The organism is Polyangium fumosum, from assembly GCF_005144585.1.
Taxonomy (GTDB): Bacteria; Myxococcota_A; Polyangia; order Polyangiales; family Polyangiaceae; genus Polyangium; species Polyangium fumosum.
Genome location: NZ_SSMQ01000144.1, coordinates 1 through 11,938, shown reverse-complemented (window position 1 = coordinate 11,938; position 11,938 = coordinate 1). Strand labels below are relative to the sequence as shown.

At 70.4% G+C, this 11,938-nt stretch carries 8 protein-coding genes; 4 read left to right on the top strand and 4 right to left on the bottom strand.

Annotated elements, in window-relative coordinates; genetic code table 11:
- The first annotated feature begins 394 nt into the window (after positions 1–394).
- Positions 395–3,190, top strand: a complete 2,796-nt coding sequence (locus tag E8A74_RS50790) for an AAA family ATPase (RefSeq protein ID WP_136936437.1) — start codon at positions 395–397, stop codon at positions 3,188–3,190.
- Between the two features lie 202 nt (positions 3,191–3,392).
- On the opposite strand, the gene E8A74_RS50785 is transcribed toward E8A74_RS50790, so the two are convergent.
- Both E8A74_RS50785 and E8A74_RS53690 read right to left on the bottom strand, forming a co-directional pair.
- Positions 3,393–4,244 (bottom strand): phytanoyl-CoA dioxygenase family protein, encoded by an 852-nt coding sequence (locus E8A74_RS50785; protein WP_136936436.1) that lies wholly within the window; start codon positions 4,242–4,244, stop codon positions 3,393–3,395.
- Positions 4,245–4,321: 77 nt separating this feature from the next.
- Entirely contained in the window at positions 4,322–5,437 is a 1,116-nt protein-coding gene (locus E8A74_RS53690) for a hypothetical protein (RefSeq protein ID WP_170230010.1), read from the bottom strand.
- A gap of 118 nt (positions 5,438–5,555) precedes the next feature.
- Here E8A74_RS53690 and E8A74_RS50775 point away from each other — a divergent pair, with 118 nt between their 5' ends.
- Entirely contained in the window at positions 5,556–6,935 is a 1,380-nt protein-coding gene (locus E8A74_RS50775; protein ID WP_170230009.1) for a cytochrome P450, read from the top strand.
- Here the strand turns inward: E8A74_RS50775 and E8A74_RS50770 are convergent.
- Both E8A74_RS50770 and E8A74_RS50765 read right to left on the bottom strand, forming a co-directional pair.
- Positions 6,903–7,274 carry a response regulator gene (locus E8A74_RS50770; protein WP_420814245.1) on the bottom strand — a complete coding sequence of 124 codons (372 nt, stop codon included), beginning with the start codon at positions 7,272–7,274 and terminating at the stop codon, positions 6,903–6,905. The genes E8A74_RS50775 and E8A74_RS50770 overlap by 33 nt on opposite strands.
- Positions 7,275–7,290: 16 nt before the next feature.
- Positions 7,291–9,636: an ATP-binding protein gene (locus E8A74_RS50765; RefSeq protein WP_170230008.1), complete on the bottom strand. Its 2,346-nt coding sequence runs from the start codon at positions 9,634–9,636 to the stop codon at positions 7,291–7,293.
- Between the two features lie 139 nt (positions 9,637–9,775).
- Here E8A74_RS50765 and dinB point away from each other — a divergent pair, with 139 nt between their 5' ends.
- Both dinB and E8A74_RS50755 read left to right on the top strand, forming a co-directional pair.
- Entirely contained in the window at positions 9,776–11,029 is a 1,254-nt protein-coding gene (gene dinB, locus E8A74_RS50760) for a DNA polymerase IV (RefSeq protein ID WP_136936431.1), read from the top strand.
- Positions 11,030–11,079: 50 nt separating this feature from the next.
- Positions 11,080–11,733 (top strand): succinate dehydrogenase/fumarate reductase transmembrane subunit, encoded by a 654-nt coding sequence (locus E8A74_RS50755; RefSeq protein WP_136936430.1) that lies wholly within the window; start codon positions 11,080–11,082, stop codon positions 11,731–11,733.
- Positions 11,734–11,938 lie beyond the last annotated feature (205 nt).

The following is an 11,938-nucleotide window of genomic DNA, read 5'->3' as shown; positions in this document are numbered from 1 at the left end:
CGCTGACGGTTCAGCCGGCAACGCGGTCCCAACGGCCTGTGGGAAGAACTGCGCATCGCGCAGTTCTTCCCCAAAGGGTCCAGGGCTGGCCCTGGTTCGGGTCGAGGGGCGAAGAGCCCCCGCGGGGCCCGGGGCAGCGCCCCGGCCGTGCCTCATCGACGGGTGACCCGCGTACGCGACGCCGTCCAGCGCCTCGGGCTGGTGGGTCTCTCGGGCAGCGCGCGCGCCGCCGGGTCGTGCGCTGCGACGTGGGGCGCTCCCGAACGATGCTGCGCGCGAGCTAGAGCACCTCTCGACGCGAGGGAGACGTGCTCGGCCTTGCAAACGATGGAAGGGGACTGCAAGCCTCCGGTCTTCGCGCGGGCGGTTCGGACTCGCCCGAGCGCGCGGCCTCATGATGCACAGCAAAGCTTTCGAAGACGCGTTCGACGTGATGGGCGCACCAAGCCCGCCGGATATGTGGAGGAAGCTGTCCAGCGCGGTGGCGCCGAGCTGGCGCGTCGAGCGCTCGAGCTTCGTGGGCCGCGCGGACTCCATCCGTCAGCTCAAGGCCTACCTCGACGATGGTGCGCGCCTCGTGACCATCCTCGGCGCGCCGGGGCTCGGCAAGACACGCCTGCTCCGGCGCCTCGGCGGCATGCTCGTAGACGAGGGCGCGCGCGTTCACTTCTTCGATCTCACCACGGCCACGACCCGGGGCAGCGTGATCGCGATCGTCTCCCGGCTGCTCGGCTTGTCGCTGGTGCGCGACGTGGACGTTGACGAAACCGTCGCCCAGATCGGGCATGCGCTCGCGGCACGCGGGCCCATGGTCCTCCTGCTCGATAACTTCGAGCAGGTCGTCGAGCACGCCGAGAGCACCCTCGGCCGCTGGCTGGTGATGGCGCCGTTCGCCACCCTGATCGTGACCTCCCGTGAGGCGCTCCGGCTCGAGGAAGAGGTCTCCTTCGAGATCCAGCCGCTCACGCAGGAAGAAGGGGTGCGGCTCTTCGAGGACCGCGCGCGTCTCGTGCGCCCCGACCTCGCGATCACGGGCGTGGAGCGGGACGCCGTGCTCCGGATCGTCGAGCATCTCGAGGGGATCCCGCTGGCCATCGAGCTCGCCGCCGCGCGGACGGCGATCCTGCTCCCGTCCGAAATCGACACGCGGCTCGGAGCCCCCTTCGGGCTCCTGCGGACGGCCCGGAGGGGCGCTCCCGAGCGCCACCAGACCCTGGAGCGGGCGATCGACGGGTCCTTCGATCTGCTCATGCCCTGGGAAAAGGCAGCCTTCGCCCAGTGCTCCGTGTTTCGCGGCGGTTTTTCCCTTCAAGCCGCAGAAGCGGTGCTCGACCTGACCCCTCACCCCGAAGCGCCCCCGGTGCTCGACGTGCTCGCGGCCCTTTGCCACAAATCGCTGCTCCGTCGCTACGTGTTGCCGGGCCCATCGAACCGTACGCGCTTCGGCATGTTCGAGAGCCTGCGGGTCTATGCGGCAGGCAAGCTCGACGAGGCGAGCTGCGCGCGGGCCGAAAGAAGACACAGCCGCCATTTCGTCGAGGCGGCCGAGGCCTGGGCCCTGACCTCGGGGGCGGGCTTCGCGCTCGGGCTGGAGCAGCTCGCCCTGGAATCGAGCAACATCATCCAGGTCGTGCGCCGGCGTGTGAAGGAGCACGCGCTCGCGCTCCGCGCCGCGCTCGCCCTCGACGCGTTGTTCGCGCGGGTGGGGCCGCTGCAGGCGCGGGTCGACCTGCTCGAAGACGTATCCATGTGCGAGCAGGCCGCGACGCCCGAGCTGCGGATCCGGTACTTGCGCATGCGCGCCGAGGCCCACTGGATGAGCTACCCGTGGACGGACACGCGCCCGGATCTGAAGTGCGCCCTGTCGCTCGCGCGGCAGGAGGGCGATCGGCGCGCCGAGGTGGCCATCCTCGTCGCGCTGGCGGCCGCCTCGATCTACCAGACCGAGCCTCAGGCGGGCGGGCATTACTACCGGCAAGCCGTGGCGGCGGCGCGCCTCCACGGCGATCGCGCGGCTCTGGCCATGGTGCTCTGCGGGCCCGACGACGAGGTGCTCGGCCCCGCCGAGATCCTTGCGCTCGTCGAGGAGCTGGAAGACCTACGCGAGAGGACCGTCGCGCTGGGGAGCCTCATCATCCGGAGGATGGTCTCGGGCGAGCTCGAGCGTGCGCTCGAGGCCGCCGAGCTGACGCGCGCCGCCGCGAAGAAGGCAGGCGCGCCGATGCTCGAAGCGGTGGCGAATTTGCACGCCCGCGCGCTGGAGCTCTTCCTCGGACGGGCGGAGGACGCGAGCCGGCTCGAGCAGGTGAGCGAGCAGCTTCGCGCGCAGGGTGGCGGCTTCCCGTATCAGGTCTCGCTCCTGCACTTGATGGACTACTTCCACTGCCAGGGACGGTTCGCCGACCTGCGGGCGATCGTCGACCGGATGATCCGCGAACGGGCCTCGAGCAGGTATCCGTCGACCACGCAGGTGATCGCCGCCTATCTCGGCGTCCTCGAGGCCGAGGAGGGGCGCCTCGAGCGCGCCGAAGCCCATTTCGCCGAAGCACGCGCGAACAGCGCGCTCCCGGTCGTCGCGGTCAAGGTTCACCTCCTCGAAGGGTGCCTGGACGTCGCGCGCGCGCGACGCGCCGCAACGGAGGGACGCTGGGAGGAGATGCGGGCTCGCCTCGACGACGCGCGCCGTCGCCTCACCTCCTTCGGCGATCTGTCCACGGGGCCGATACGCCTCACCGCGCTGGGCATCGCGCCTGCCCTCGAGCGCGCCCTCGCCGCCTGCGAGGCGGGCGTCTTCCCGCCCTGCCTGCCCGCGCCCGACGAAGGGTCGATCTCGGCGCCTCCGCCCGAGCCGGCTCTCGAGCTCGATTCGAACGGCCGCTGGTTCTGCCTCGGGAAAGGCGAGAAGGTGAGCCTTCATCGACGCCACGTGCTGGCCGCGATCCTCGCGCGGCTCTCCGAGCGTCACGCGGCAGCGCCAGGGGACCCGTTGCCCGTGGCCGAGCTCGTCGAGGCAGGCTGGCCGGGCGAGCGCATCCTGCCGGGCGCCGCCGCGAACCGCTTGCACAACGCGGTGGCCGTGCTTCGCGGCCTCGGGCTGCGAGGAGCGCTGATCACCCGCGACGGCGGCTACCTGCTGGATGCCGCCCTTGTCGTCCGTAAGCACCGCGACCTCTCGTCCGACGAGGCGTGACCGAAGGCTGCGCAGCACCGCCCGGAGGCGCCCGGAGCGCGAAGCGCGACGACGACGAGGACGACGAGGCCTTGAAGAGCCCGAGCACGACGGTACGATCGCCGTCCCCGAGCGGGATCCCCTGAATCCCCGTCCCCCTCGCGCTCGCGCTTGCGCTTGCGCTTGCGCTCCCGCTCCCGCCCCCGCTGTCTTCTCGGTGCTCTTAGCCCCTGCCCTTGAGACTCGTCGCGTACTTCCTTCGTTGCCCCGCGCCCTTGTGCAGCGCGGGGTCGGCGCCCTCGTGCCAACCCAAGAACGGGTAGTGCCCCGCGTAGCCGATCAAGGCACGTAGCGCTTCGGGCAGATCGCGCGCGATCTCGGGCGGGCACGCGAGGTACTGGTTCTCTTCTTGGCGAAGCCAGCCGAGCGTGTACGCAAGCCCGATGCCGATTCGATCGCGGTCGGACGTCACGTTCGCGCCGCCGCCGTGGAACACCGAGCCGTAGTAGATCACGACCGAACCGGGCGCCATCTCGACGTGCGCGACCTCGTCGTCGGGGGTGGGCACGCGCGCGTCGGACCACAGATGGCTACCGGGGTACACGACGGTTCCGCCGTTTTCTTTCGTGAACTCGGTGAGCGCCCAAATCGTATTCACGAAGCACTCAGGCCCGGGGCGCGCGAACGGGTACATGTTCGTATCGCGGTGCGCGACCTGCGCGACCTCGCCCGGCGCGATGCGAATCGCTTGCGTCCAAGACAGTTGATAGGTCGCGCATTGTGGGCCGAGCACGCGGTCGAGCACCTCGAGCACGCGTGGCGTCGTCGCGAGGTCGCGGCAACCTGGCGACTTCGCGATCAGGCTCGAGGTGCGTAGCGTCTTCATGCCCTTGAAGCGATCGTTGCCGAGCGGGCTTTTTTCGATCGGCAGTGTGAGCCAAGGCGCAAGCTCATCGCCGATGCGGCGCATCGCCGCAGGAGCCGCGAGCCCCTCGACGATGACGGCGCCGTCGCGTTCGAGGACCTCGACGAGCCTTTTGGCGGTGGCGGTGGCGGGAACGCTCTCGAGGGGCATGTGTCTCCGCCCATGCTACACGGGACGGGTCGTTCGTTCCACCCTGTTTCCCCGCGCGTCGAATCGCTGAATGACAGTCACGGACCTTGCTCGATTCCGACGATCTCGACGGTCTTCAGGAAGTCCCCCTCGGCGGTGCAATCGCTACCGCCTAGGATCAGGAGCCGATCTCGAGGGGCATCGAGCAAGACGTTTCCATTTCCGGGCCCACCGGGACCAAACATGGCGCTACCGAGGGGACTTGGTGCGAGGAGCGTGGCAGCGGCGTCGATCGCCCAAGCGTCGAAGCCACACGCATTCGGGGTACGCGTGAACGAGAGAAACGAGCACGAGACCTCGTCCCAGAGGAGCGACGGCTTGGACACGGGGAGATCAGGGAGCGTCCCCGCCAAACCTATCCATGACGTGGGGTTTTGAAGGTCGAGCGCCCACGCGAAAGCCGGCCCAGACGTCTGCCCGCTCCGGACCATCACCATCCGATCGAGCGCGGGATCATAAGCCATTTGCCGCAATTCGCCCGGCTGCGGCGCTGGCGGACCGGCTTCCCCCGGCACGAGCGTCGACCAACTCTCGGCGCCTGGCCGAAGGTCGAGCGCGTAGGTCACGCGATAGGCGAGCGCGAGCGCTGGATCGTCGGAATAGATGAGCGCTGTCACGAGGGCTCTTTTGCCAATGGGATCGTACGCGGCGGCAGGAGCCCAGGCAGAGCCGATCGGGAACGCGGGGAGTTGATCGATGATCGCCGCATCCCCTTCGACACGTACGGCAAAGACCTGCGCCAGATCCGCGGCGCCTCCCGTGCCGCCGATGACGACGGCACGTTCATTTTCAAGATCCCATATCGCCGCGGCGAACGTGGGCACCTCGACCGAATCGCCTTTGAGCGACAGGACGTGGTGCTCGAGCGAGGCGAGGTCCAGCGCCGAGATCTGTTTCGCAGGACCGCCGCCCTTCAGCGAGATGCCGCCGATGATGAGCGCGCGGCTCGTTTTGGGATCGAGGACCATGGAGCCCACCGGGGCAGGCGGCGGCGAGAGCTCTTTCCGGTCGATCGACGTGAGCTTCAGAGCCGCACCGGGCGTGCATGCATCGGGGCGAGGGCGAGCCCCGGTGGAAGCCGCTTCGGTGATTTCAATGCTCGGGCCACAAGCCAAGATGCCAATGGCAAGCGCGAGGAGGGCCGTCTTTTTCATCCGATCGACGATATCCGTTTTCAAGGGGGCGACAAAGGGGGCAGAGCTTGTGCGGAGTCCGGACGCGGAAGCGAGGTCAACGCTTCCGCCGGTCGATTCGTCCGGCTACGATGCCCGCATGTCCCCGCCCGCCCCCCTGCCGCCCCTCGCCCCCGGCGCCCTTCCCCTCGCCGGCCACCTCATCGCCTACCGCCAGGATCCTCTCGGCTTCCTCATGAACCTCGCTGCGCGCGGCCGCATCGTCGGCATGCGCCTCGGCCCCATCGAAGCCTTCCTCCTCCGCGAACCCGAGGACATCGACCGTGTCCTTGTCTCCGAACACCGCCGCTTCTGGAAAGACCGCATGACCCGCGGCCTCGGCCGTGTCCTCGGCGACGGCCTCCTCACCAGCGAAGGCGACATCTGGCTCCGCCACCGCCGCCTCCTCGCCCCCGCGTTCCACCGCGAGCGCATCGCCGCCTATGGCAACGACATGGCCCTCGCCGCCGACCGCTTCGCCCGCTCCCTCCAGCCCGGCGAAGTCCGCGACATCCACGCCGACATGATGCGCCTCACCCTCGAAATCGTCGCCAAGGCCCTCTTCGACAGCGACGTCGGCCCCCGCGCCGCCGACGTCGCCCACGCGCTCGACGTCGTCGTGGGTCGGTTCGGCGACGGCTCGATCACCCTCTTCCCCTGGCTCGAACACCTCCCTTTGCCCAGCAACCGCCGCTCCCGCGACGCCATTGCCACCCTCGACGACGTCCTGCTCGGCGTCGTCCGCGCGCGGCGGGCGCGCGGCGGCGGCGGCTCCGATCTGCTCTCCATGCTCCTCGCGGCCGAGGATGACGCGGGCCGTGGCCTCTCCGATCGCGAGATGCGCGACGAGCTCATGACCCTCTTCCTCGCGGGCCACGAGACCACCGCCCTCGCCCTCTCCTATGCGTTCGTCCTGCTCTCGAAACATCCCGACGTCGAGGCGCGCCTCCGCGCCGAGAGCGACGCCGTCCTCCGCGACACCCTCCCGACCACGGAGCACCTCGCGCGCCTCCCCTTTGCCCGCGCCGTCATCCTCGAAACCTTGCGCCTGTATCCGCCGGCCTGGGCCATCGGCCGCGAGGCCATCGAAGAGACCTCCCTCGCCGGCTACCGCATCCCCAAGGGCACCCAGCTCTGGATCAGCCAGTGGGTCAATCATCGCGACGCTCGGTATTTCCCCGAGCCCGAGCGCTTCCTCCCCGACCGCTGGCTCGGCGGCCTCGAACGCTCGCTCCCTCGCTTTGCGTATTATCCCTTCGGCGGCGGGCCTCGCATCTGCATCGGCAACCAGTTCTCCCTCCTCGAAGCGACCATCGTCCTCGCCACGATCCTCCGCCGCGTCCGCGTCCGCCTCCTCGAACGGCGCCCGCTCTCGCTCCTGCCGATGATCACCCTCCGCCCCCAGGACCCCATCGTCGTCGCGTACGAGCCTGCGCCGAAGCCCGAGCTACTTCGCGCGCCCGTTTCGGCCGCGCCCTGACGAAACCTCGTCCACCGCTTCCAAAAGCGGCTCGAGCCCCACCGGCTTGTGCAGCACCCGCGTCGGTCCGAGCGCCATGAGCGGCTCGATCGCGCGCGACCCCGCCGCCGTCATCAGCACGACCGGCACCTCCGCGAGCGCCGGATCGGCCCGCTGCGCGCGGCGAAATTGCTCCCCGTTCATCACCGGCATCATCAGGTCGAGCAGGATCACGTCCGGCAGCGGCCCGTCGTGCAGCCGCGTCAGCGCCTCGGCGCCGTTGGCCGCTTCCAGGACCGCGTATCCTTCCTCTGCGAGGACCATCTTCACGGTTCGGCGAAGATCCTCGTCATCGTCCACCACCAGCACGCGGCGTTCATGCCCCGGCAACGCCCTGGCCCTCCCCCTCGGGCTCGGGCGCGGCGCTCCGGGCGAGCGGCAGGCACACCGTGAACGTCGCGCCTTGCCCCTCGGTCGAGGCGACCGACACGTGGCCGCCCATCTGCTCCACGAACTGCCGCACGATCCACAGCCCGAGCCCAAAGCCGCCGTAATGGCTCGCCGGCACCGCGCGCTCGAACCGCTCGAAGATCCGCCCCTGCGCCTCCGCCGGGATGCCGATGCCCCGATCCCTCACCACGAGCTCGGCCTCGCCCCGACGCCTCTTCACCTCGATCGTCACCGGCCGCCCGGCGCCGTACTTGATCGCGTTCGTGAGCAGGTTCGTCACCACCTGATCGAGCCGCCCTTCGTCCCATTGCCCCACGACCACCGGCTCCGTCCGCACCTCCAGCAGCGACCCCGCCGCCGCGGCCTGCACCGAGAGCCGCTCGACCACCCGCCGCACGAGCGTCCCGAGATCCGTCTCCGCGAACGATAACGAGAGCTTGCCCGACGAGAGCTGCGAGACGTCGAGGAGCTGATCCACGAGCGCCGCGCTCCGCTCCACCTGCCGCATCGCCATCTCGATCCGCGGCATCGCGTCCGCCCGGCTGAGCCCGCCCTCCCCGCCCCGCGCCGTGGCGCGCTGCAGGGCCTCCAGCGTCAGCCGCAGCGTCGCGATCGGCGTGCGCAGCTCGTGCGACGCGACCGAGAGGAAATCGTCCCGCGCGCGCAGGGCGGCCCGCAGATCGGTCGCGAGCCGCGCGAGGTCCGCCGCTTGCCCGAGCACGATGCTCACCACCGCTGCCCGCAGCGCGCTCGCGGCCTCGATCTCCCACGCCTTCCAGGGCTCCGCGCACCCCTTCACCGTCTGCCGCCAGACCTCGAACGAGCGGCGCGGCTCGATCCGCATCGTGCTCGGATCCCGCGACACGGGCTTCCGCGGATCACCGGCCCACGAGAGCGTCCGCTCGATCTCCGGCCGGAACCATATCGACATCGTCCGCCCCTCCGGGCTGAACGACGTCGCGAGCAGCCCGCTCGCCACGGGCGCGAGCGCGCGCGCGAAGGGCAGCGCCGCGCCGAGCGAGTCCGTCGCGTAGAGCGGCTCCTTCATCGTCTCCCGCAGCCACGCTACGATCCTCCGCACATCCTCCGGCATGGGCGTCACGCCGGCCGTCGCGACCTGCGCCTCGTCCACCACGGCCACGCCCGTCGCCTCCACGAACCCGAGCAGCGAAGGGACCTGCCCGAGCAGGCCCCGCTCGGCCTCGCCTTTGGCGGTCGCGCGGTGGGTCGACGCGCCGAGCAGCGCCGTGACCTGCTCGACGTAGCGCTGCGCCAGCGTGCTCGCGCGGACCGATTGCTCTGCCGCTTCTTTCTGATCGAGCAACTCCATCTGGAACGACGTCACGCGCCCGAGCACCTCGCACACGCCGCGCATCGACGGCACGAGCAGCCGGGGCGCGCGGTGATGACACGCGACGAGCCCGAACAGCTCTCCATCACGGAGGAGCGAGATCGACATCGACGCGGTCACGCCCATGTTGCGGAGGTACTGCACATGCACGGGCGAGACGCTGCGCAGCCACGCGTCGCTGAGATCGAGCGGGCGGCCCGTCCGCGGGTTCTCGGGCGGCACGAGGGGCGAAGCAACCGCATCCACGTCGCGGATGCACCGGACGAGGTTTTTCGTGTACAGACGGCGCGCCTGGGCGGGGATGTCCGAGGCCGGGTAGTGCAGCCCCATGTACGGATCGAGCTCCGGCTCGCGCGCCTCGGCCACGACCTCGCCGTGCAGGTCCTCGTGGAACCGGTAAATCATCACCCGGTCGTAGCCCGTGAGCCCCTTGACCTCGTTCGCCACGCTGCGGAACAGGTCGACGACCGTCCGCGCGCCCGAGAGCCGCGCGAGGAGCACCTGCAGCGTGCCGGCGATCCGGCTCTCCTCGGGCGGCCCCGACGCCTCCAGCTCGAGCACCACGAGCCCCTCCGAGCGGTAGAGCATCGCCGTGAAGGCGAGCCCGGCGAAGCGCAGGAAGAGCGGGCTCTCCTTGCGGAGCGAGGGCTGCCGCAGGGCGCGATCGAATTGATCCCACGACCCCGGATCGAGGAAGGCCCGCAGGGGCTGGCCGAGGAGCGAGCGCGCGTCCACGCCGACGAGGGCGCGGGTGTTCTCGCTTGCTTGCGCCACCCGCAGATCATCCTCGCGCACGGCGAGCAGGGCGCCGTGCGGCTGCACGGCGCCCGGGATGTGGATCGGCTCCCGCGCGCACTCCTCGAGCGCCTCGGCGCTGATGTCGAGCGCCGCGGCGCCGATGTCGACCTCGCTCGTCGCCACGACTCGAGACCCCCTGTCGAACCCCTGCCTCGCCGAGGAAGCAACACTGGGGCCCGCCGCTGCGCGCGGGCGTACCCGGCCGCGTTTTTCGGATGCGAACATTCTCGCGGCGGCGCCGGCCGTGTCATACCGTGGGCCCATGAGCCGGGTCGTCCTGCACGTCGACATGGATGCGTTTTACGCCTCCGTCGAGCAGCGAGACGATCCACGCCTCCGCGGCCGCCCCGTCATCGTCGGCGGCCACCCCCGCCGCGGCGTCGTCCTCGCCGCGTCCTACGAGGTCCGCCCCTTCGGCGTCCGCAGCGCCATGCCCATGGCCCGCGCGCTCGTCCTCGCGCCCTCGGCGATCGTCGTCCCCCCGCGCTTTTCCGCGTACGCCGAGGCGAGCGAGCAGATCCACGCCATCTTCGAATCCGTCACGCCCCTCGTCGAGCCCCTCTCGCTCGACGAGGCCTTCCTCGACGTCACGGCCTCCCGTGCGCTCTTCGGCACCGGCGAGGCCATCGCCACGCACATCCGCGCGCGCATCGCCGAGGAAGTGCGCCTGCCTGCCTCGGCCGGCGTCGCCTCCTCGAAGCTCGTCGCGAAGATCGCCTCCGACCTCGCCAAACCGAACGGCCAGCGGATCGTCCCGCACGAGGACACGACGCGCTTCCTCGCGCCCCTGCCCGTCTCGCGTCTCTGGGGCGTCGGACCGAAGACCGAGGAGATCCTGCGCGCGCAGGGCCTGCACACCATCGGCGACGTCGCTGCGCGGGATCCGATCTCGCTCGGGGTCCTGCTCGGCAAGCTCGGCCCGCACATCCATGCCCTCGCGACCGGCCGCGGCGACGATCGCCCCGTCGTCCCGGACCGCGAGCAAAAATCCCTCGGCGCCGAGGACACCTTCGAGGAGGACCTCCAGGGCGCCCCCGCCCTCGCCCCGCACGTCCACGCCCAGGCCCTGCGCGTGGGCCGCCGCCTGCGCCGCGCGGGGCTCGTCGCGCGGGCGGTGGTCCTGAAGATCAAGCTCTCGGACCACACCCTTTTCACGCGCCGGACCACACTCGACGAGCCCACCGACGACGGAGCCGTCCTGCACCGCGCGGCCCTCGTGCTGCTCGACGGCCTCCCCCTGTCCCGCCGCGTTCGTCTCACAGGCGTCTCAGCCCACGAGCTCAGCCGCGGCGGAGGCCAGCTCCCACTCTTCGACCAAGGCGCGCAGCGCTCGAAGCGCCTCAACCAGGTCCTCGACCGCATCGCCGACCGCTTCGGCCCCGCCGCCGTCGTCCCGGCCGACGTCGCAGGCCTCGGCCAAGGCAGCGGCGCAGACGACGAAGCCCGGCGCAAGGTCGGCGCCGCGCGCTTCGACGCGCCCTCCCCCCTGTCCCGGCGAGAGAGGGGCCGAGGCTGAGGGCGGCGAGCCCTCTTGTCATTCCAGCGCAAAGCTACTAAGGCGAGCGCATGTCGGCCGAGATCCTCGATGCTTCCCGCGGCGCGCGCCGAACGTTCGTCTCCTCGCGCCTCGGTTCACTCCTCGCCGTGGCCCCCCTCGGCGTCTGGACCGTGAACCACGTATGGGACAACCTCGCCGCCTTCCAAGGCGCCGAGGCATGGCAAACGTCGGTCACCCACCACGCGCACCCCGTCGCGCACGGAATCACGCTCCTCGTCGTCCTCTTGCCCCTCGTGATCCACACGGTATGGGGCCTCAGCCGGCTCAAGAGCATGCGCCCAAACAACGAGCGCTACGGCTACTTCGCGAACCTCCGCTACATCCTCCAGCGCGCAAGCGCCATCGGCGTGCTCTTCTTCCTCGGCGCCCACATCTGGCTGGCCATGCTCCGCCCGCGCCTCCTGCTCGGTCACGCCGAAGCCTTCTCGGACATCTCCCACGAGATGCACCACCACATGCCAACCCTGGTGGTCTACATCCTCGGCACCCTCGGCGTCGCCTACCACCTCGCCAACGGCCTCGGCACCTTCGCAATGGGCTGGGGCCTCGCCGCAAGCCGCAAGTCCATCCGCACCATCGAGCGTCTCTCCTACGTCTTCTTCGTCATCCTGCTCGCCATGTCCTGGGGCGCCATCTACGCCCTCTGGCGCGCCGGCGCCTGAGCCTCGGACCGGGGCGCCGCCCCGGACCCCGCGGGGGGCTGTCCGCCCCCTCGACCCCGGACCAGGGCCAGCCCTGGACCTCTGGGCATCGACTGCGCGAAGCGCAGTCGATGCGGGGGAAAATTCTTGTAGATGTCCGCCCCCTCGACCCCGGACCAGCGAGGCGCTGGACCCCGGGTTGAAAAACTGCGCGGTGCGCAGTTTT